Source organism: Caballeronia sp. Lep1P3 (genome assembly GCF_022879595.1).
In the GTDB taxonomy this organism is placed as follows: domain Bacteria; phylum Pseudomonadota; class Gammaproteobacteria; order Burkholderiales; family Burkholderiaceae; genus Caballeronia.
Genome location: NZ_CP084266.1, coordinates 863308 through 884517 on the forward strand (window position 1 = coordinate 863308; position 21210 = coordinate 884517).

Below are 21210 nucleotides of genomic sequence, written 5' to 3' on the forward strand. Positions count from 1 at the left end.
GAATCGTCCTGCCGATGGTACGAGTGCAAAATGCGCCTTAATAGAGGCGTTTTGCTTATCATGATCACCTTTTGCGATCGGGCGGGAAGGACATCGTGGACTTGACTCTCGCGCAGTTGCGCATGTTCGTCGCGGTGGCCGAAGCGGGCAGCTTGCGCGCGGCGGCGCGGCGGCTTTGCATCGCGCAGAGCGGCATCACGCAGCAGTTGCGCAAGCTGGAGGCGAATGCCGGCGCACCGCTTTTCGAGCGCGATGTGCGCGGCGTGCGGCTGACGCAAATCGGCGAACGCCTGCGCGTGCGCGCCGATCTCATCCTGGGCGAATGCGAAAAGACCGAGCAGGAAATGCGGCAGTTGCGCGGCGAACTGATGGGAAGCGTATCGCTCGGTCTCGCCGCCGAAGCCACGATGCGCCTTTTTCCCGCGCTCCTCGCGAGCTTTCGCGAACGATGCCCGCGTATCGACGTGCATCTGACGAGCGCGACTTCGCGCGTGCTGACTTCGTGGGTCCGCGAGGGCAGTCTCGACTTCGCGCTCGCGCTGATCGCACCGGATGCCGATCTGCACGACATGGAAACGACGCGCCTCTTCAACTCCGATGTCGCTGTCATGGCGCGGCGCGGTCATCCGCTCGCGGCATCCCGCACGCTCGCCGATCTGCGCGACGCGCAATGGGTCAGCACACGGCACAAGCAGCAGCGCGGCAACAAGCTCCTTGCGCTTTTCGAGCAAGCCGGCTTGCCGCTGCCGCGCGTCGCCGCGACAACGGAAGCCGTCTTCGACACGATGCACTGCGTCGCCGCAAGCGACTATCTCGCGCTCGAACCGGCGAGCCTCGCGCAGCATGCGTTCTTTCGCGAGCACATCGTGAGCGTGCCTGTCGCCGAACGCGCGGCAAGCACGCCGGTGTGTCTGCTCAGACGCGCGGGCGCGCCGCTCACGCCCGCCGCGCAGGAACTCGCGTCGATGGCCGTCTCGTTCGCGCGCATGCTGCCCGCGCGAACCGGGCCTTAACGGGAAGCGTGACGCGAGTTCGAAGCGGACTTCTTGCCCGCGGCCTGCGCGCGCCGCGTCGCCCAGCCCTTCTTGGCGGCAGCGGAGCGGTCGGCGGCGGAACGGCGGCTTGCGCTCGCATGCGCCTGGCGCGACAGCGACTTGGGCGATGCCGCCTTCGTGCTCTCGCGCTTGAGCACGCGCGTGGACGCAGCCGAGCGCTTCGCCTTCGATTCGGTGCTCGGGCTCTTCGTCTTGCGATGCGCGGCTTTCGTGTCCTGCGCGGCTTTCTTGCGCGTGCCTTCCGATGCTTCGCCCTTCTTCGGCGTCTTCAGCTTGACGCCCGCGCGCCGCGCTTCCGACAAGCCGATCGCAATGGCTTGCTTGGCCGACTTCGCGCCGTGCTTGCCTTCGCGAACGTGGTCGATCTGTTCCTTCACGAACGCGCCCGCCTGCGTGCTCGCGGACTTGCCTTCGCGCTTGGCTTTCTCTGCGCGCTTCACGGTTTTCTTCTCGGGCATGTCGGTACTCCTTGCGAAGTGAGGTCGTACCGGCTACGCGAGCAACGCGCGTGCCCGCGTTGGTGCGCTTCTATTGCGTGAGACGCAGCACGCCCAGACTGCCCGCTATCTGCTGGAAGATCGTGTCGAGCGTGGCGTTCGTCGGCGCGTGATAGTAGTTGCCGGGCGTCGCGCAGCTTTGCATCGTCTGCTGCGCCGCGACGCTCGCGGCATCGGTGCCGTAGGTGCCGAACGTGATCGAATACACGATGATGCCGCTCTGCTTCATCGCCGAGCACACGCCGAGCTGAAACGCGTTGATGTCGTCGAGCGACGTCATCGAGCCGTCCTTCAGCGTCGAGCCATCGGGCCGCATCACGGTGGGCGCCCGCAGCGTGCTGTCGCCGACGCCCGAGACGCCGTTGAACGAAGGCGCGGGCATGATGCCGCTTGCCGCGCCGAGATCGTTCTCGCCGTCGGTCAGCACGATCACGACGCGCTGCAGCGACTGCGTCGTCTCAGGCCGGGGCAGGCTCGTATCGGTCGAGATGAAGCCGCTATTGCCCGCCACGTTGCCCGACCAGTCCGACGACAGCATGCGCCAGCCCCACAACAGACCGCTCGGAATGAGCGTCGAACCGTTGGCCTGCATGTTCGAGATCGCGGACGTGAGCGTGTTCGCATCCTTCGAGAGGAAGAGCGCCGGTGCCATCTCGCACGGACCGGTTGAGGAGCCGTTGATGTTGTAGTTCTGATCGATGGTCGACGTGGACGCGTTGCTGTCCGTCGATTGATACCAGAGGTCCGTGATGGTCGCGTTGTCCGCTGCGCCGCCGCATAGGGACGTATAGCCCTGGCTCTGCAAGGTCAGCGGCACGCCCATGACTTTGTTCGTCGTGAGCGTGCAGCTGGAACCGTAATTTCCGTTCGAAGACCGGTTCGCGTTGACAATCGAGAATCCTCCCGGCGGCACGTTGTAGTACCACGGCGTGAAGCCCGGCGAATCCTTGGGCGCGTAGGCCTTCGGATACAGATTGCCGCCCGCGTCGCGCGGTTCGACCGCGCAGCCGTGCCAGCCGGAGCCCGGATAGTTCTTTTTCGCCGCCATCGAAACGTTCGTCGGGTTGTACGCGAAGCTCGGCGTGATCCACCTTCCGTTCGACGGCAGCACGTTCTTGAGATTCACCATCGTCGTGAAAGGCACGAGACCGATATACGAATCGTTGTTGCTCTGGCCGAACACGCTCGTGACGAGGTTCGTCGCCGCCGTGCGCAAGCCCGCGATCTTCGTGCTTCCGTAGCGGCTTCCCGTCGCGCTGTCGGCCATCGAACCGGTGTTGTCCAGCACCATCACCAGTTCAAGCGTGCTCTTCGGCTGCCGCAGCACGGTGTTGCTCGCGGTGACGGTCGCGGTGTCGGGCGCATCCGTCGCGCCGCCGCTGCTGCCGCCGCCGCCGCTTTGCGCGGACTGCTTAAGGAAGATCGGCGCGAGAAGCGGAATGCTGCCCTTCACCGAAAAGTTGATGACCTGTCCCGTGGCGGGCGTGCCGCTCACGTCGATGTTGAGGTTTTTGTCCGGAACGCTCAACTGCAAGTATTCGCCCGGCATGTTGGCGCCGAAGTACGCATAGGCGTCGGCCTTCCATTGCGCGATATCCGACGCTTGCGTCATGTCGTAGTGCGCGAGATTCGCACCCGCGGACAACGCGGCGACATCCGATGCCATTTGCAGACGCGCCTGCGCCATTTCGTCGTGGATCGCGTCGTAGGCCATGCACATCGCGCCGATCATGACGCTCGCGAACACCGCGAAGACCATCGAGACCGCGCCGTCGTCGCGGGCAAAAAGTGCGCGCGAGGCGCGGCTTTGCGTCTTGCTCATGATTGCGGCTGAAGCGTGAGCGACTGTCCGGTGCGCGGACGCACGACCACGCGCTCGTAGATGGTCTGCGTGCCCGGCGCGCTCTGCCAGAACGGCGCGGTCATGGAGAACGGCGTGTACGAATAGAACACTTCGACGATCACGGCGGAGTCGCCGTTCCGAAACGGCCAGCCCGTGGGCAAAATGCTCGTCGGCGTGATGTGCGTGCTCATGCCGCTCGCGTTCCACGGCGCCTGTTTCTGCCACAGAATCTTCGCGACGCCCGGCGTTTTCGACACGCTCGTCACGAGTCCGTTGCAGCTCGAGGCTTGTTCGCAGACGGACGTGACCACCACGCCGCCCTGCTTCGATAGCGTCTCGGGCGCGGCAATCAGCGTGGCCGCGTTCCAGATCGCGCCCAGGTTGTTGGAACCGGTGGTCGAGGAATCGTCCATGACTTGCGTCATCTGGCCGATCGAATCGGCGAGCGTGAACGCCGTATGCTCCACGAGGCTCACGGCGCGCATGTAGAGATACATCTCGGTGAAGCCGAGCAGCACGAGCAGCATGAGCGGCACGATCACCACGAACTCCACCGCCGCGCTGCCGCGGTCCGAGCGCAGCAGCGTGCGCCACGCGGCGCGCGCCGATCTTTCCCCTGGCTTCATTTTTCGTTCTGGACGATAAAGTTGCGTTGGAACGTCATCGATTCGATGCCGAAGAGCTTCGGAATGCCCGAGAACGTCGGCATCGTCACGCTCACGTTGTAAGCGACGACATCGCCGAAGCCGCCCATCGATGTCTGATAGCTCGTGCCGCCGATGTCGTTGTAGCTGCTGTAGGACTGCGCCGTGATGCTCACCGTGCCGCCCACGTTGGTCCACTCCTGAAGCATCGCATTGACGATGCGCTTCGCTTCGGCGTCGCGCGTCGTGTTCGCCGGAACCGTCGTCGTCAGGCCGACGCGCGATGCGGTTTGCGCGGCCATCTGCACGGACGCATCCACGAACATGTCGAGCGCGATCTCCACAGTCGCGAGAACGAGGATGAACACGACCGGCCCGAGGATCGCGAATTCGATCGCCGAGACGCCGCCGGCATCGCGAAGGAAGCGTCGCGTGAACGCGCGCATCGCGTGGCTTTTCACCGGACACTCGCCTCGGAGACCGTCACGCCCTTGAGCGCCAGGTTCTGCGCCGCGCGCGTGCGCTGCAACTGGTAGAAGCGCAGATTGTCCTGCACGGAGTCCTTCGGCAGATCGGTCGACAGGATCGCGGCAGCCGCGTCGTCGTTGCCGAGCAGCCCGTAAGCGAGCGCGAGGTCCTGACGCGCCTGCGGGGGCGCAGCCGGAAAACGCGTCACGTCGAGCAGCACGTTCGCGCCCTGGCGCGGATCGCCGCCGAGCGTGAGCGACAGCCCGAGATTGAGCGAAAGCACCGGATCGCCGGGATTCGCCGCGAGCGCATCGCGCAGCACGGCCTGCGCCTCTGCGTGCTTGCCCGAAAGATCGAGCGCCGCGCCGAGCCCCGCCGAGGCCAGCGGATCGTTGGGTTTCATCGCGAGCACGCGCCGGTACGTGGCGATAGCGTCGTCAAAGCGGCGCTGATGAATCGCCACGCGCCCGATGCCCACGAGCGGCGCGATGGCCTGCGCATCCAGCTTGCTCGCGCGTTCGAAATAGACGCCGGCGCGCGTGTAGTCGCCGACCGCATACAGCGTGCTGCCGAGTCCGGTCAGTCCCGGCACGGAGTTCGGATCGGCCTGGACGATTCGTTCGTACAGCGAGGTAGCGAGTTCGAGATTGTTCGACTCGAGCGCGGTATCGGCGATGTGCAGTTCGCTCATCGCGCTCGGCGAACTGTTTTGCGTGAGCGGCCGCGTTTGCGCGACCTGCCGCACGGTCGTCGTGCAGCCAGCCGCCGCGAACGCGAATGCGGCCGCGCCCGCGATGCATGCGGCGCGATAAATAACAGATTTCATTTCGAAGCTCCGGCGATAAACGCAAGCAACTGGATGACGGCGGGCCCCGCCGCGACGGCGATGATCGCCGGAAGAATGAAGAGCATCATCGGCACGACCATTTTCGGCGCGAGCTTCGCGGCCTTTTCCTCGAGCGAGACGATGTGCGCGATGCGCTCGGTGCGCGACAGCGTGCGTAGCGCCTGCGTGATCGGCGTGCCGTAACGCATGGACTGCGTGAGCGTGGAGATGAGCGCGCGGATCGACGGCAGGTCGATGCGTTCGGCCAGGTTGTTCAGTGCGCGGGTGCTGTCGCCGGAAAGTTTGAGCTCGTCGGCGGCAAGCGCGAACTCGCCCGAAAGCGGCGGACAGATGGTCTTCATCTCGTCGGCCACGCGGCGGATCGAGACGCCGAGACTGTTGCCCGCGTTGGTGCAGATGACGAGCAGGTCGAGCGCGTCGGGCAGACACGCGGCCATCGCCTTTCGGCGACGCGACGCCTGAAACGCGACCACGTATTCCGGCAGGATCATGCCGACGACGAACGCCATCAGCATGGCGATGCCGCGCGCAGCCGGATATTCGCCGACCATCGGCAGATGCGCGCCGAACATGACCGTGAGCGCCGCGCAGCACAGCCCGCAGCAGAACTTCACGGCGAGCAGGACCGATACCGCACGCTCGCCCCGGTAGCCGCTGCGCACCATTTCCTTCTGGAGCTTCAGGCGATACTTCGCGTCGAAGAGCGGAATCTTGTCGCCAAGGCGCGAAAGCCGCCGCAGCACGCCCGAACGCAGCGGCGAGTTCTCGTCGTTCTCGGCGGCGTCCTCGCTTTGCTGCCGCTGCGCCGCCGCGCGCGCACGCTCCGCGATGCGTCCGCGCGCGCCGCCATGCTTGCGCTGCCACCACAGCGCGAGCGCGGCGAACAGACCGAGCAGCATCAGCAGATTGGCGAGCGTTTGTGCGTTGTCCGGATTCATCGCGAGGTATCCAACTTCGAGATTTTGCCGATGACGATCATCCCCACCACGATCGAGATGACCGCGAAGGTGAGGAGCTTGTGTCCCGACTCGGTGTTGAACAGCACCATCAGATACGAGCGGTTGATGGCGTAGAGCGACAGCATGATGACGATCGGAATGGCGGCGAGAATCTTGGTCGTGATGCGCGCCTCGCCGGTCAGCGCCCTGGTCTTCTGGCGAATCTCGCGCCGGGTGCGCACGATGCCTGACAGGTTCTCCAGCGTCTCGCCGAGCTGTCCGCCGGTCTCGCGCTGCAGCAGCAGGCACACGCAGAAGAACGAGAAGTCCGCGATTTCGATGCGATGCATCGCCACGTTGAGGACTTCTTCCAGATCGAGGCCCACTTGCAGCGAATCGGCCATCAGCCTGAATTCGCTTCTGAGCGGCTCGCGGCATTCGGCGGCCGCCGAGCCGATCACCTGCGTGACCGGCACGCCCGCACGCACGGCCCGCACGATCATGTCGATGACATCCGGAAAGCCGTCGAGAAAGCGCTTGCGAAAGCGCGCCACGAGATAGCGGTATGCCTGGCCGAGCGCGAGAACCGGCAGCACGACGACGATGACCGGCTTGACGAGTTCGGGCAGCGGCATGAACTTCGCCATCGTCAACGCGACGATCTCGGCAAGAACCGCCGCGCCCATCACGAGACGCACGCCGTTCTTTCCGGCCACGGTGGAAAGGCGCGCACGGCGCGGACCGAGCCAGCGCGAGATCGCATTGTCCGCGCGGTCGATGCGAAACACGTCCAGCTCCGGCCCCGCGGCCGCGCCTGCGGAAACGCCATGCTGCGTGAAGGATTGGTGCATGCGCGCGCGGATTCGCGAAGGCGGCTGCTGGCCGCGCATGTCCTGAAGGATGAACACCATGATGCCCGCGAGCAGCGCGCACGCGAAGGACGCAAAGGTGAGCAGGTTGACGAGGTTCATGGCTTCATCGCGTCGAGAAGCGCGTCTTCGAGGCCGTAATAGGCCGCGCGCGCAGCAAAGGCGGGCCGCACGGCGGCGCATTCGTAGACGCCCTTCACTTCCTCGCTGTAGGCGCTCGCGTCGTAGCGGAACGTGAAGAGGTCCTGCGTGATGATGACGTCGCCTTCCATGCCGACGAGTTCCGTGATGCGCGTCACGCGCCGCATGCCGTCGCGCATGCGCTCGATCTGCACGATCAGATGCACGGCGCTCGCAATCTGCCGCCGGATGGAGAGAAGCGGCAGATTGCCGTTGGCCATCATCACCATGCTCTCCAGACGCGTGATGCCGTCGCGCGGCGTGTTCGCGTGGATCGTGGTCATGGACCCGTCGTGGCCGGTGTTCATGGCCTGAAGCACGTCGAAGGCTTCCGCGCCGCGCGTCTCGCCGAGGATGATGCGATCGGGGCGCATCCGCAGCGCGTTGCGCACGAGATCGCGCTGCGTCACCGCGCCGAGCCCTTCCGCGTTCTCGGGGCGCGTTTCGAGGCTCACGACATGCGGCTGCACGAGCTGCAGTTCGGCGGCGTCCTCGATGGTGACCGTGCGCTCGCCGTGCCCGATGAAATGCGACAGCGCGTTGAGCAGCGTCGTCTTGCCCGAACCCGTTCCGCCCGAAACGATCACGTTCAGCCGGCATGTGCTCGCGAGCTTGAGCACGGTTGCCATCGCCGCCGACATGTTGCCCTGCTGCGACATGCGATGCAGCGTGATGTTGCGCTTGGAGAACTTTCGAATGGAAATGGATGCGCCGTGAATCGCGAGCGGCGGCAGCACGACGTTCACGCGGCTGCCATCGGCGAGACGCGCATCGACCATCGGGCTGCTTTCGTCCACGCGCCGCCCCACGGCCGCCGCAATGCGCTGCGCCACGTTGATGACATGCGTGTTGTCGCGGAACTTGCAGTTCGTGAGTTCCAGCCGTCCGTGCCGTTCGACATAGACCTGATCCGGGCCGTTGACGAGCACGTCGGTGATGGTTTCATCGGCGAGCAAGGGTTCGATCGGGCCGAGGCCGAACATGTCGTTCAGCAATTCCCCGACGATCTGCACCTGCTCCGCGATGGTGATGTTCAGACGCTCGCGCGCCGCGACATCGAGCACGAGCGCCTCGACGCCCGGCTTCATCTGCTCGCGCGTCTTGCCGACCGCAGCCGACGGATTCATCGCGGCGAACACGCCTGCGCGAATCGTCCTGAAGAGATCGGAGCGCACGAGGGCTTCGCTGCCGTCGCTCGCGGGCGCACGCGCGGCGTCGCTTGCGAGCGCGACGACCGGCGGCTCGGCGGGCGCCGGCGCGGGTGCGCTCGCGCGCTCGCTCACCGCGACGCCCCCGTCGGCACGCGCGTGCTTCTGGCCGAACATCAGAACTTCCTCAGGCCGAGCTTGCGCAGAAAGCTGCGCTCGACCACCGCGTGCTGCCCGGTGAGATCGTTCGCGATGCGCGCGATGGCCTGCGTGAAGCCGTTCTGCCCGCGCTCGCGCGGCGCTTCGCCGAGGTTCTCGGCAGCCGCCAGCGCCTTCGATTCGAACAGCACTTCGTGCAGCACGTTGCGCCCCACCGCGGTCATGAAATCGGTCGTGTCCACCTTGCCCGCGCTGGCGGCGTTCGGATTGTTGAGCAGCACGGACGTCGGCGGATTGTTGTCGCGATCCTCGACGTAGCGCAAAAGCCGGATGGTCTCGCGCGTCGCATGCACCGAGCGGTCCGCGACGAGATAGACGCGCGAGGCGTGATCGAAGGCTTCGGAGGCAAGCACGTCGTTGGGGTCGCCGATATCGAGAATCACGTAATGGAAGCTGTCGCAGAGAAGCTCCACCACGCGATGCAGCGCGCCCGGCTCGAACTGCTTCTTCGCGCCGTAACCGGCGTCCGCCGACAGCACGAACATGCGGCTGCCGTTCGCAACCAGCGTGCGCTCGACATATTGCGGATCGAGCCGATGCACGTTCTGAAGCACGTCGGTAAGACCGTTGTTGCTCTCGATGCCGAGCATGCTGTTGGCCGCGCCGCCCGTCATGTTGAGGTCCACGTACGCGACGCGCCGGTGCGTGTCCTCGGCGAGATGGCGCGCGAGATTGAGCGCGAGCGTGGTCACGCCGACGCCGCCGCGCGCGCCCACGAACGCGATGGTCTTGCCCGCGCGCGCGAGCGTGACCGGACTGACCTTGCCTTCGGCCACGCTGACGGTGCGCTTGAGCAGATCGACGGTCAGCGGCTTCACGAGATAGTCGCGCACGCCGATCTTCAGCAGGCTGCGGAAGAGGCCCACGTCGTTGCGCTCGCCTATCGCCACGACCTGCACGGAAGGCTCGCAGACTTCCGCGAGCCGACCGAGATCGGACAGCGGCATCACCGAGCCTTCGAGGTCCACCAGCAGGAAGAGCGGCGAGCGCTCGACCTTCTGCAGATGCGCGATCGCATCCTCGATGTTGCCCACGGCGACATGCGCGTGCGGCATCGCCTGCTCGAGCACGAAGCTCTTCAGGACCTGCTCGGTCTTGCGGTCCGCGACGAACGCGATGAAGTCCGCATTGCGCGCGCCCTGCTTGCCCTTGAGGAAACTGATCTCTGTGGTGCTCATGATGTCGGTCGGAAAGAACGGCGGTGCACTACTTCGCGCTGCGCGACGAAGTCTGGTCGAGCGGGATTACGTGGCCCGTTTCGTAGCGGCGCACGGCGCTCGCCGCGACGGCCGCATCGGCGGGTCCGATCGCTTGCGGACTCACGATATCGCGGGGATCGGCCACCTGCGCCGCGAGGTTCGTGTAGGTCGCGCATCCCCATTGCATGGACGGGCGGCGCCATCCGGCATCCGTCAGAAGCGACGGGCGTGAGAGCGCGTGGCAATCGGGCGGCACGGCGTTCTTTCCGTCGTAGCCGATGACCGTTTCGTTCGGCATGCCGCGCGGCGGCTTGAAGCAGCCGCTCGCGCCGCACGCGAAGGCAACGAGCAATGCAAGAGTGAGAGGACGTGCGTGTTTCATGGCTCGGCGCTCAGTAGACATAGCCAGCCGCGCCGACGAGACGCGGTTCGGATGCGGACGGCGCGCTCGCGCCGCCCTTGCGCTGGAAGCTGTATTCGACGTCGCTGCTCGGCGACACCAGCGAGTCGATCGGCGAGCGCAGCTTCGCCGGGTTCGCGGGCTCGACGATGTATGGCGTCACCATGATGACCAGCTCCGTCTTGTTGTTGATGTAGTTCGACGACGAAAAGAGCTTGCCGAGAATCGGAATCGAGCCGATGCCCGGCACCTGCGAAACGATGTCGGTCGTATTGCTTTGCAAAAGGCCGCCGATCGCGAAGCTCTGTCCGCTCGCAAGCTCGACCGTGGTGTCGGCGCGGCGCACCGACAATCCCGGCACGGTGATGCCGCCTGTCGTCACGCTCGCGGTGGTGTCGATCTGGCTCACTTCGGGGCGCACTTTCAGGCTGATGCGGCGCTCGTTCAGCACGGTCGGCGTGAAATCGAGCTTCACGCCGAACTGCTTGAATTCCACGGAGATCGCGCCGTTGGTCTGCGAAACGGGAATCGGAAACTCGCCGCCCGCGAGAAAGCTCGCCGTCTGCCCCGACAACGCGACGAGGTTCGGCTCCGCCAGCACCGTGAGCAGGCCTTCCTGATTGAGCGCGTCGATGACCGCGCGGATGTCGTTGTTGCCCGTCTTGAACTGGCCGAGGAACGAGAACGCGTTGTTGTTCGGCAGGTTGTACGGATAGACGGTCGCGCCGGTCGCTGTCGTGAGCGGCTGATTCAGGTTCTGGATGGCGCGGCCACTGAAGACGCCGCCATAGAAGTTGCCCGCCGCGCTGCCGAGCGCCTGCCAGTTGATGCCGAGCTGCTGCGTAACGTTGCGGTCCACTTCGGTGATGCGAACGCGCAGTTGCACCTGCAGCGGACGATCCACCGTCATGCGGTTGATGAGCACTTCCTTGTCGGCGAGATACGGCGTGACGGCCTGCACGACGGCGTCGGCATCGGCGGAACTGTGCGCCTCGCCCGTGAGAAGAAGCGATCCCTGGCCGCTCGTCACCTGAACGCGCATGTCGGGGAAACGCGCCGACAGCATGCTTTGCAGGTTCAGCATGTCGCGCGCGACCATCACCGTGCGCTGCAGGATCGTCTTGTTGTTCACGCCGAGCACGTAGAGCGTGGTGGTCCCGGCTTTCTTGCCGAGCACATAGACGGTTCTCGGCGACGGCACATGCACGTCCGCCACCGACGGGTCCGCGACGAACACGGAGGTCGCGTCTTCGGACAAGCGCAGCAACGTGCCCTTGCCCGCGTCGATATCGAGCGCGCCCGCGGCCGTGGTCAGCGGACTCGCGGACATCGACGCCGTTTCTCGCTTCACGGCGGACGCCTGGGCCGCCTGTGCATAACACGCGATCAGCGCGCCGCCGCACGCGAGCGCCAAGCCTGCTGCGCGTCGTCCCGTGCGGATGGAATTCAACTGCGTTCTCATGATCGATCCTGGCAATGTGCTGCCGTGATGGGGTGCCTGTATGTCTCGCTGGTGCGCCGCGCGCATGGATCAGCGGGCCGGGACGGTCGGCAGCGGCGGCGCGGCGTCCGCCGTCGGGCCGGCCTGCGCGAGTGTCGGCGCGCCATCGCTCTTGTCGGACCCGCGATAGATCGTGACTGGGCGCGCGGCGACCGGCGCGGGCGCGGATACGCTCGCGTGCGCCTGCGGCGTTCGCGGAAGCTCGCGCACGGCGCGCGAAATGTCGCCGGCCCAGATCGGCGTGCGCTGCGCCGGCGATGCCGCCGCCGCGAGCGCCGCCGGATCGCGCGATTCGGTGGCAAAGCTGCGCAGCGCAAGCGACAAGGACCCGAGGCGTGCGGCCACCGCCACCACTTCGCCCATGCGCGGCGTCACTTCGAGCGTCACCGTGCGCGCGCGCGAGCCCGTATCGGACATCTCGCCGCTGTTGTTCTTGGGACGCTTGATCTCGGAACCGACCGCGAGCACGCGGACGTGCTCCACCACCGTTTCGCTCGATACGGCGAGGTCCGGCGAATCGGTGCGGCGCTCCATTTGCTGCGTGAGAAGCAGGTCGACGTAATCGCCCGGCTGAATGAGGCCCGCGTTGCCCGAAACGTCGTCCACCGCGACCGAGACCGCGCGCATGTCGGGCTTGAGCGTGGCGGCGAGAAAGCCCGGCGCGCTCGGCATGATGACGTCGTCGGCGGTGAGCACCGCGCCGTTGCTGACGGGGTGGCGCAACAACGCGCCCTTCAGATCCTGCGCGTGCGACGTGTTCGCGACGATGGCGTTGGCGGGGACATCCGCGACCGGCAGCACCTTCCACGAGAGATCGTCGTCGCGCAGCAGCAGGCCTTGCGGCAGATCGGCTGCGCTCACCTGGACCTTTTGCGTTTCGATGGTGTTGTGCGCGGGGCGCGATGCATTGGCGACCACCACGCGAACGATCATCGCGAAGAGTAAGGCGCCGACGAGAAGCACGGCGAATTTGATGATGTTGGACATGAGCACGCCGTCCTATCGGATCGCAAGAGAAGGCAAAAGCGGCAGCAGCGCGGGAAGCACGATCATCACGCCGCCGCCGAGGGCGAGCGCGACGCCATACGGAACGCCACGCGCGCCGGAGAACATCGCGAGTGCGCGCAACGGCATCGAACGTTGAGCCGGATTCATCGCGCGCGTCGCGAGACTGATCAGCGACACGAAGGTCCCGATCACGGAAATCAAGGTCAGGGCGGGAATCGACAAGGAAAGTCCGGCCCAGAGAAAGATTGCGGAGGCGAGCTTCGCATCGCCTCCGCCCAGCATCTTCGCCGCGAACAGCGCGGCGCAGACCAGGAATACGCCAATGGCGAGCAGCAGGTGAACGATCACGTCGTCTATCGCCATGCGGCGCACGAGTGCATCGACAAAGAAAAGCGCTCCGACGACGAGCACGACTTTCGTCGGCAGGCGGCGCGAGCGCACGTCGATGACGGCGAGCCACAAGAGCGCGCAGAGCGCGATCAGGCGAATGACGAGAGACAGGAGCTGCACGATGGTCTTCTTGTTGTTTCGCTGGCGGCTATGCTTACTTGCTGCTCGAGTTCACGGCCTTGTTGACGTTCGAGAAGAGCGTACCGAACATGGTGGTCAGACCGCTGCTGAACACAGTGCTCATTGCGCCCAGGGCGACCACGACGATGCCAGCAAGAACCGCATATTCCATCGCGCTGACGCCGCGCTCATCGCGCACGAATGCCTTCATCAGTTTGCGCATTTTTCTTTCCTTCAGAGGTGAATGTAGGTGTGGACCCGGCCGGGAGAAGACCGGGCAAGCACATCGTAGCCACTCCGGAAAGGAATAACTTCGCCAATTAGAGGTCAGAAAAGCCCGCAATTCGGGACTTCGAATTGCGCGAATCAGGCGCTAGTCGGCAACAGCGAGGAAAACTTTAGAGAGGAGAAAATTCTTTTATGACCTTGCGCCGCGCTTTGTAAGCATGCGTGTTCGGCGTCTCGGCTTCTTTACGCGTTCTTTATCGTTCTAATACGCGTTTTTGCGATTCGACGTAAAACGTTTGCGATCGCTCAGGCCACGCTAACAGATTCTCGGCTGCGGGAAGCTTATGCGCTCAAGTTGCTGACGGCTTAAACTTCCGTGCAATGCTTGAGCCGGCAAAGCTTACCCCAAGCCGAACGGCTTTGTCACGAGCTTTGCAATTTTTGCGTGGGGTCCGAGTTAGTTTGCTTCTTCGCCCAAAGCAGACTCATTGGAAATCCTATAGCCCTATGCGTATCTCGCCAAGAGAAAGCAGCGGTCCGAAAATTGCCCAGCGAATAGCCCCTAACCCGCAATCGTTTGCAAGACTCTAATCGCGTCGTGAACACGAAACTCATACTCGAACCGATCGACTTCTCCGCCCCCTCCGACCAAGTCGCACGCCGCCTCATCGGTGCGATATTCACCGTCGACGGCGTCGGCGGCCGCATCGTCGAAACGGAAGCCTATGACCGCGAAGATCCCGCGTCGCATACCTTCTCCGGTCTTACGCCGCGCAACGCCGTCATGTTCGGGCCGCCCGCGCATGCTTACGTCTATCGTTCCTACGGCATTCACTGGTGCCTGAATTTCGTGTGCCGCGAAGAGGGCCACGGTGCGGGCGTGCTGATTCGCGCAATCGAACCGTTGACGGGCCTCGAGATCATGCGCGAGCGGCGCGGCCTGACGCCGATCAAGCTACTTTGTTCGGGACCAGGCCGGCTCGCGCAGGCGCTCGGCATCACGCACAAAGATAACGGCGCGTCGCTGCTCGAAGCGCCATTCGACATCGAGCCGCCCGAGCAGGCGGTCGATGTCATATGCGGCCCGCGCATCGGCATTAGCAAGGCGATGGACGTGCCGTGGCGCTTCGGGCTTGCCGGGTCGAAATTCGTGAGCAAGCCGTTTCCCAAGGCGTAACTCACTCGGCCGGACGCAGCTTCTTTACCTCCTCGTCCGATGGCTGCACGCTTGCGCCATCGATATAGCGATAAGAAGTCATCACGCCCTTGCCGTCCTTGAGCGCGGTGACGCCGACATACGCGCCCATCGTCGATTGATTGTCCTGCTTGCGGTAGACAATTGGCCCGAACGGTGAGTTCACCGTCAAGCCCTTGAATGCGGCGGCGAGCTTGTCCGCGTCCGCACTGCCCGCTTTCTTGAGGCCGTTGGCGAGCGACATCATCGCTGTGTATCCGACGACCGAACCGAGACGCGGATAGTCGTGATACTTCGCCTGATAAGCCGCGACGAACTGCTTGTTCGCGGGCGTGTCGATCGAATACCACGGATAGCCGGTCACGATCCAGCCGACAGGCGCTTCCGCGCCGAGCGGATCGAGATAATCCGGCTCGCCCGTCAGAAGCGACACCACGGCGCGGTCCTTAAACAAGCCGCGCGTATTGCCTTCGCGAACGAACTTGCCGAGGTCCGCGCTGAAGAGGACGTTGAAGATGGCGTCGGGCTTCGCATCGGCAAGGGCTTGCGTCACCGCGCCCGCATCCACATTGCCTAGCGGCGTGGCCTGCTCCGCGACGAATTGCACATCGGGTTGCGCGGCCTTCAGAAGCCGCTTGAAGGTCGCGACCGCGGACTGGCCATACTCGTAGTTCGGATAAACGATCGCCCAGCGTTTCTTCTTGAGCTTCGCGGCTTCGGGAACGAGCATCGCCACCTGCATGTATGTCGATGGACGCAAGCGATACGTGTACTTGTTGCCGTCCTGCCAGACGATCTTGTCGGTGAGCGGCTCGGCCGCGAGAAAGAAAATGCGCCGCTGTTTCGCGAAGTCGGCAAGCGCAAGACCGGTATTGGACAGATAGCCGCCGAAAAGAAGCTGCACCTGTTCGCGCGATACGAGTTCCTGCGCGACGCGCACCGTGTCTCCGGGATTGCCGTTATCGTCGCGCGAAATCACTTCGAGCTTGTTGCCGTTGACCCCGCCTGCCGCGTTGATCTGATCCAGCGCGAGATTCCAGCCGTTTCTGTACGGCATGAGAAACGCGGGCTGCGCCTTGTAGCTGTTGATCTCGCCGATCTTGATGGTATCGGCGCGTGTCTCCAGGGCAGTGAATGCCGCCATCAACGTCAAGCCAAAGCCTAGCCATTTTCCTGCACGCATAGTCATCGATGAACTCTCCTCTATGGATATTTTCTCAGGTGCTAGACGCCAAGAAACGCGCGCCGCGCGGCATCGTCACGCGCCAATTCGCTCATTGCGCCAGCATAGCGAACCTGTCCTTTCTCGAGCACATAAACGCGGTCGCTCACGAGTTGCGCGAAGTGCAGGTTCTGCTCGGACAAAACAATGGCAACGCCTTCGCGCTTCAATTCGAGAATCATATCGGCCATCTGCTCGACGATGACCGGCGCCACGCCTTCCGACGGTTCGTCGAGCAAGACGACGCGCGGGTTGCCCATCAGCGTTCGCGAGACAGTGAGCATCTGCTGCTCGCCGCCGCTCATGCGACTGGCACGGCGATCGCGCATTTGCGCAAGGTTCGGAAACACGCGAAAGAGCTTGTCGGGCGTCCATTGAGGTGCACCGTCGCGCGGCGGCTGGCGGCCCGCGTCGAGGTTCTCCATGACGGTCAGATCGCCGAATATGCGACGGTCCTCCGGCACATAACCCAGTCCCATGCGCGCAATCCGATACGGCGCCATGCCGCGGATGTCCTCGTTCATGAATTCGATCTTGCCGGTCGTGCGCGGGAGCAAGCCCATGACGGCTTTCATCGTCGTGGATTTGCCCGCGCCGTTGCGACCCATCAACGCAACGACTTCGCCGGGCCGCACTTCGAACGCGACGTCGAAGAGAATCTGGGCGCGGCCATAGAAAGCGTTGAGCGCGTCGACCTTGAGGAGCGTCATCGCGTTGCTCCTTCGGTCAAAGCCGCGCGGGGCGAATACGATGCGCCGGTGCCGAGATACACCTCGCGCACGCGCGCATCGTTGCGGATGGCATCGGCATGGCCTTCTGCGATCAATCGGCCACGCGCCAGCACGATCAGCTTGTCCGCATGTTCGAAGACCACGTCCATGCTGTGTTCGGTAAAGAGCACGCCGATGTTGCGCTCCTTCGCAAGACGCGCCGTTAGCGCCATCAATGCGTTGCGTTCTTCGGGCGCCATGCCGGCGGTCGGCTCATCCATCAAGAGCAGCTTCGGACGGTTCGCCAAAGCAATCGCCAATTCCACGCGCTTGACGTCGCCATAAGCAAGCACCGCGCAACTGCGACGCGCGTGTTTTGTCATGCCGACGAGATCGAGCAAGGCCATCGCTTCGTCCTCGTGCCACGATGCCACGCGCGAAAAAAGGCTAAAGACGCGACGCTCGCGCGAAAGCAAGGCCATTTGCACGTTCTCGAGAACGGTCATGGAATTGAACGTGGCTGCAATCTGAAAAGTGCGGCCCACGCCGAGCCGCCAGATATCGCGCGGACGCATGCCCGCGATATCGCGGCCATCGAGCAAAACGGCTCCCGACGTGGGCGCAAGCTGTCCGTTGATCATGTTGAAGCACGTGGACTTGCCCGCACCGTTAGGGCCGATCAGCGCGAGCAGTTGCCCTGAATCGAGTGCGAAGGAGACATCGTCCACGGCCTTGACGCCATCGAAAGACTTGGACAGGCCTTGAATGCGCAGCAGCGTCATCGCGCCTCCGCAAACCGGTCGCGCACGAATCCGGCGATGCCTTGGGGAAACGCCATCACGAGAAGAAGAATGCTTGCGCCCAGCAGCGCCTGCCAATAATCCGTTTGCCGCGCGACCGTGTCCTGCAGCCAGGTGAATACGGCCGCGCCGACGACAGGCCCGGCAAGCGTCTGAATGCCGCCTAGCAGCACCATGACGAGGCCATCGACAGAACGCCCGACGCTAATCACGTCCGGCGAGATGTTGCCTTTGGAGAAGGCATAGAGCGAACCGGCGAGCCCGCATACGAGCGATGCGGCAATGAACGCGATCCATTGCACGCGCGCAACGCCGATGCCGATAGCTTCCGCGCGCAACGGCGAATCGCGGCCCGCGCGCATCGCAAGGCCTAACGGTGAAAAGAGCATGCGTCGCAAGAGCCACACGCCGGCTATCGCCGCAACGAGCGTGAGGTAATAGAACGCAATGGGCGATGACAGCCACGGCGAAGGCCACATGCCGAGCATGCCGTTACTGCCGCCCGTCACCGTGTCCCATTGATACACGACAGACCAGACGATCTGCGCAAACGCGAGCGTCAGCATCGCAAGATAGACACCGGATAGCCGCACGCAGAACCAGCCGAAGACCATCGCGCCGATTCCCGCGACGAGCGGTCCCAGCACGAGCGCCGCTTCCATCGGCAAGGCAAGCGCCTTGAGAAAGAGCGCCGAGCCGTATGCGCCAAGCCCGAAGTAAGCGGCGTGTCCAAACGAATGCATGCCGCCCGGTCCCATGATGAAATGCAGGCTTGCGGCAAACAGCACGGCAATCATGATCTCGACGAAAATCACCGGCATATAGGGAAAAGTGCTTGCGAAAAGCGGCGCAAGCGCGAGCAGCAGCACGATTGCAGCGAAGGCCGTTTTCGTGCGGCGCGTTGCGCGAACGAGCGGCCTGTCCGCAGGCGCAGCGGAACGCGCGACGGTTTGAGGACGGCCAAAGAGCCCCCACGGACGCAGCACGAGCACCACTGCCATGACGACGAACTCCGCGACGAGCGTGAATTTCGTCAGCGATAGATCGAAGCCCAGGATCGATATGTTCCCGATACCGATGCACAGCGCCTTGATCTCTGCAATCAACAATGCGGCGACGAACGCGCCCGGTATCGACCCCATGCCGCCGACCACGACGACCACGAACGCATTGCCGATAGTGTCGATATCCAGCGACAGACTCGCGGGCATGCGCGGCGCTTGCAACGCACCGCCCAGGCCGGCAAGACATGCACCGACAAAGAATACCCCGGTAAAAAGCCACTTCTGATTGACACCAAGCGCACCGAGCATTTCGCGATCTGCGCTCGCCGCGCGCACGAGCGTGCCCCAACGCGTGCGCGTGAGGGCATGCCAGAGCGCCGCAAGCACGAGCGGCCCGGCAGCGATCAGTACGAGGTTGTACGTCGGCAAGGCATGCCCGAGCAGTTGCACCGCGCCCGCGAGATGCGGTGCGCGCGGCGCGAACAAATCTTCCGGTCCCCATAGATAGAGCGCGCCGTCGCGGATGATAAGAACGAGCGCGAACGTCGCGAGAAGATGAAAGAGTTCCGGCGCGCGATAGATGCGTCTTAGCACGCTCAGTTCGATGAGCGCCCCGAAAGCGCCCACTATCACCGCCGACGCGACGACGCATGCACCGAAACCCAGGGCGCTCGCACCGAAGCGGCTCGTCAGGCTATAGGCGACATACACGCCGAGCATGTAGAGCGAACCGTGCGCGAAGTTGACGATGCGCGTGACGCCAAAGATGAGCGACAGTCCCGATGCGACGAGAAAGAGCGCGCAGGCATCGGCTAGACCGTTGACAAGTTGAACGAGCAGGTTGGCGAGCATAACGGCTTCAAGAGCTTCAAGGGCCTCAAGACTGCGAGGCGACATTATCGATGAAATGCGCCGATGGAAAACACGGCTTGACGGCATGAATGGCTCGTATATGCTCGTCGAAGGGACAATGTCGGCAAGCGCCGCTTCCCTTAGCCGTTCTTCACCTCGCCAAACGAGTCTTATCGTGAGAGTCCAAAGCCCTCTGGTTCAGGGGAGCGCAGGCTGCTCCTTCACCGATCGCTGCGGCATGCAATCCGATCGCCGCTTCATCCCGATCATCACGCGTCTCTCGCGCCGCTGCCTGCGGCGACGCAACGCCGTCACTGCGCACGCATTCGTAGCGGTGCAGTGCGTCGGCGCGGCGTCCCTGCTTCCATAGCGCCTCTCAAGCACCTTCCCTTCGCTCCAGACGGCCGTTGAGCGCGCGTTCACTCGCGCGGCTTGCGCTCGCCTGCATTCGACCATGCCTTGCGACGCATCGCATTTGCGCGCAAGGCACGGCGCCGCTCGTCCATCGAAAGCGCATTGCATCGAAGAGAACTCAAATGGAACGCATCGACGAATTCCTGCGCAAGCATCGCATCACCGAAATCGAAGCCATTATTCCCGATATGGCAGGCACGGCGCGCGGAAAAATAATTCCGCGCAGCAAGTTCGAGTCCGGCGAGTCCATGCGCCTGCCGCAAGCCGTGATGATTCAGACCGTCACCGGCGACTATCCCGACGACGCCAGCTTTACCGGCCTCACCGATCCCGACATGGTCTGCGTGCCCGACCCTTCCACGATTCGCCTCATTCCGTGGGCCGTGGACCCCACCGCGCAAGTCATTCACGACTGCGTGCATTTCGACGGCACGCCGGTGGCCATTTCCCCTCGCCGCGTGCTCAGGCAAGTGCTCGAAAAATACGAGGCGAAGGGCTGGCGGCCGGTAGTCGCGCCCGAACTCGAGTTCTTTCTAGTGGATGTCAATCGCGACCCGGACCTGCCTTTGCAGCCGCCCGTCGGCCGCACCGGGCGCGCGGAAACCGGCAGGCAGGCCTATTCGATCGACGCCGTCAACGAGTTCGATCCGCTATTCGAAGACATTTACGCATATTGCGAAGTGCAGGAACTGGAAGTGGACACGCTCATTCACGAAGTGGGCGCGGCGCAAATGGAGATCAACTTTCTGCACGGCGATGCGCTCAATCTTGCGGACCGCGTCTTTCTCTTTAAGCGCACCGTGCGCGAAGCGGCGCTTCGCCACAAGATGTACGCGACATTCATGGCGAAGCCGATGGAAAGCGAGCCCGGCTCGGCGATGCATGTCCATCAGAGCATTGTCGAGGAAGAGAGCGGACGCAATCTCTTCACCGGACGCGCGAACGAACCCACAGGCCTTTTTTACGGCTATATCGCGGGGCTTCAGAAATACACGCCCGCGCTCATGCCGATATTCGCGCCGTATATCAATTCCTATCGAAGGCTTTCGCGCTTCATGGCGGCGCCGATCAACGTGCAATGGGGCTATGACAATCGCACGGTCGGTTTTCGCGTGCCGCATGCAGCGCCGCAGGCACGGCGCATCGAGAACCGCATACCCGGCGTCGACTGCAATCCTTATCTGGCGATAGCCGCGACCCTCGCCGCCGGCTATCTCGGCATGACGCAGCATCTCGAACCCACCGCGCCGCTCGCAAGCGACGGCTACCGCATGCCCTTTCAGTTGCCGCGCAATCTAGACGAAGGCCTCACCTTGATGGGCGCCTGCGAACCGCTTGCGGACATGCTTGGCGAGACATTCCTGCGCGCCTATCTGGCGCTCAAGGAAACGGAATATGAAGCGTTCTTCCGTGTCATCAGTTCATGGGAACGCAAACACCTGTTGCTGCATGTCTGACG

At 63.8% G+C, this 21210-nt stretch carries 21 protein-coding genes; 3 read left to right on the forward strand and 18 right to left on the reverse strand.

Translation table 11 applies throughout. The features are described from left to right. Window positions 1–95 precede the first annotated feature (95 nt). Window positions 96–1013 (forward strand): LysR family transcriptional regulator, encoded by a 918-nt coding sequence (locus tag LDZ27_RS18490; protein ID WP_244816335.1) that lies wholly within the window; start codon window positions 96–98, stop codon window positions 1011–1013. Here LDZ27_RS18490 and LDZ27_RS18495 read toward each other — a convergent pair. From LDZ27_RS18495 to LDZ27_RS18560, 14 genes are all read right to left on the reverse strand, one after another. Continuing rightward, window positions 1010–1513: a DUF6496 domain-containing protein gene (locus LDZ27_RS18495; RefSeq protein WP_244816336.1), complete on the reverse strand. Its 504-nt coding sequence runs from the start codon at window positions 1511–1513 to the stop codon at window positions 1010–1012. The two genes, LDZ27_RS18490 and LDZ27_RS18495, sit on opposite strands and share 4 nt — an antisense overlap. A 70-nt stretch (window positions 1514–1583) precedes the next feature. Continuing rightward, a complete protein-coding gene (locus tag LDZ27_RS18500; RefSeq protein ID WP_244816337.1) occupies window positions 1584–3374 on the reverse strand; it encodes a TadE/TadG family type IV pilus assembly protein in 1791 nt (596 codons plus the stop codon). After that, window positions 3371–4021 (reverse strand): TadE/TadG family type IV pilus assembly protein, encoded by a 651-nt coding sequence (locus LDZ27_RS18505; RefSeq protein ID WP_244816338.1) that lies wholly within the window; start codon window positions 4019–4021, stop codon window positions 3371–3373. Before LDZ27_RS18505 ends, LDZ27_RS18500 begins: the two co-directional genes overlap by 4 nt. Beyond that, window positions 4018–4500: a TadE/TadG family type IV pilus assembly protein gene (locus LDZ27_RS18510; protein WP_244816339.1), complete on the reverse strand. Its 483-nt coding sequence runs from the start codon at window positions 4498–4500 to the stop codon at window positions 4018–4020. Before LDZ27_RS18510 ends, LDZ27_RS18505 begins: the two co-directional genes overlap by 4 nt. Then, on the reverse strand, window positions 4497–5333 hold the full coding sequence (locus LDZ27_RS18515) for a tetratricopeptide repeat protein (RefSeq protein WP_244816340.1): 837 nt from the start codon (window positions 5331–5333) through the stop codon (window positions 4497–4499). Before LDZ27_RS18515 ends, LDZ27_RS18510 begins: the two co-directional genes overlap by 4 nt. Then, window positions 5330–6292, reverse strand: a complete 963-nt coding sequence (locus tag LDZ27_RS18520) for a type II secretion system F family protein (RefSeq protein WP_244816341.1) — start codon at window positions 6290–6292, stop codon at window positions 5330–5332. Before LDZ27_RS18520 ends, LDZ27_RS18515 begins: the two co-directional genes overlap by 4 nt. Further along, a complete protein-coding gene (locus LDZ27_RS18525) occupies window positions 6289–7263 on the reverse strand; it encodes a type II secretion system F family protein (protein ID WP_244816342.1) in 975 nt (324 codons plus the stop codon). The genes LDZ27_RS18520 and LDZ27_RS18525 overlap by 4 nt, the downstream gene beginning before the upstream one ends. Beyond that, complete coding sequence (locus LDZ27_RS18530) at window positions 7260–8666, reverse strand: CpaF family protein (protein WP_244816343.1); 1407 nt, start codon at window positions 8664–8666, stop codon at window positions 7260–7262. The genes LDZ27_RS18525 and LDZ27_RS18530 overlap by 4 nt, the downstream gene beginning before the upstream one ends. Then, complete coding sequence (locus LDZ27_RS18535) at window positions 8666–9886, reverse strand: AAA family ATPase (RefSeq protein ID WP_244816344.1); 1221 nt, start codon at window positions 9884–9886, stop codon at window positions 8666–8668. The genes LDZ27_RS18530 and LDZ27_RS18535 overlap by 1 nt, the downstream gene beginning before the upstream one ends. A gap of 28 nt (window positions 9887–9914) precedes the next feature. Then, a complete protein-coding gene (locus LDZ27_RS18540) occupies window positions 9915–10289 on the reverse strand; it encodes a CpaD family pilus assembly lipoprotein (protein ID WP_244816345.1) in 375 nt (124 codons plus the stop codon). Between the two features lie 10 nt (window positions 10290–10299). After that, window positions 10300–11769 (reverse strand): type II and III secretion system protein family protein, encoded by a 1470-nt coding sequence (locus tag LDZ27_RS18545; RefSeq protein ID WP_370653412.1) that lies wholly within the window; start codon window positions 11767–11769, stop codon window positions 10300–10302. 69 nt (window positions 11770–11838) lie between these two features. After that, window positions 11839–12795, reverse strand: a complete 957-nt coding sequence (cpaB, locus tag LDZ27_RS18550) for a Flp pilus assembly protein CpaB (RefSeq protein WP_244816346.1) — start codon at window positions 12793–12795, stop codon at window positions 11839–11841. A 12-nt stretch (window positions 12796–12807) separates the two neighbouring features. Continuing rightward, complete coding sequence (locus LDZ27_RS18555) at window positions 12808–13326, reverse strand: prepilin peptidase (RefSeq protein ID WP_244816347.1); 519 nt, start codon at window positions 13324–13326, stop codon at window positions 12808–12810. A gap of 34 nt (window positions 13327–13360) precedes the next feature. Further along, entirely contained in the window at window positions 13361–13549 is a 189-nt protein-coding gene (locus LDZ27_RS18560; protein WP_244816348.1) for a Flp family type IVb pilin, read from the reverse strand. Window positions 13550–14152: 603 nt separating this feature from the next. Between LDZ27_RS18560 and LDZ27_RS18565 the strand changes: the two genes are divergently transcribed. Continuing rightward, window positions 14153–14731, forward strand: coding sequence for a DNA-3-methyladenine glycosylase (locus LDZ27_RS18565; RefSeq protein ID WP_244816349.1), 579 nt, complete (start codon window positions 14153–14155; stop codon window positions 14729–14731). 1 nt (window position 14732) lies between these two features. Here the strand turns inward: LDZ27_RS18565 and LDZ27_RS18570 are convergent, their stop codons facing one another. From LDZ27_RS18570 to LDZ27_RS18585, 4 genes are read right to left on the reverse strand one after another with little or no spacing between them, the layout of a single operon-like run. Further along, window positions 14733–15938, reverse strand: a complete 1206-nt coding sequence (locus LDZ27_RS18570) for an ABC transporter substrate-binding protein (RefSeq protein WP_244816350.1) — start codon at window positions 15936–15938, stop codon at window positions 14733–14735. Between the two features lie 35 nt (window positions 15939–15973). Beyond that, window positions 15974–16681 (reverse strand): ABC transporter ATP-binding protein, encoded by a 708-nt coding sequence (locus tag LDZ27_RS18575; RefSeq protein WP_244816351.1) that lies wholly within the window; start codon window positions 16679–16681, stop codon window positions 15974–15976. Then, the gene (locus LDZ27_RS18580) at window positions 16678–17463 is read right to left on the reverse strand and encodes an ABC transporter ATP-binding protein (RefSeq protein WP_244816352.1); all 786 of its coding nucleotides are present in this window, start codon (window positions 17461–17463) and stop codon (window positions 16678–16680) included. The genes LDZ27_RS18575 and LDZ27_RS18580 overlap by 4 nt, the downstream gene beginning before the upstream one ends. Beyond that, entirely contained in the window at window positions 17460–19337 is a 1878-nt protein-coding gene (locus LDZ27_RS18585; RefSeq protein ID WP_244816353.1) for an ABC transporter permease, read from the reverse strand. The genes LDZ27_RS18580 and LDZ27_RS18585 overlap by 4 nt, the downstream gene beginning before the upstream one ends. 536 nt (window positions 19338–19873) lie before the next feature. On the opposite strand from LDZ27_RS18585, the gene LDZ27_RS18590 reads away from it, so the two are divergent. Continuing rightward, window positions 19874–21208: a glutamine synthetase family protein gene (locus LDZ27_RS18590; RefSeq protein ID WP_244816354.1), complete on the forward strand. Its 1335-nt coding sequence runs from the start codon at window positions 19874–19876 to the stop codon at window positions 21206–21208. The last annotated feature ends 2 nt before the right edge of the window (window positions 21209–21210 follow it).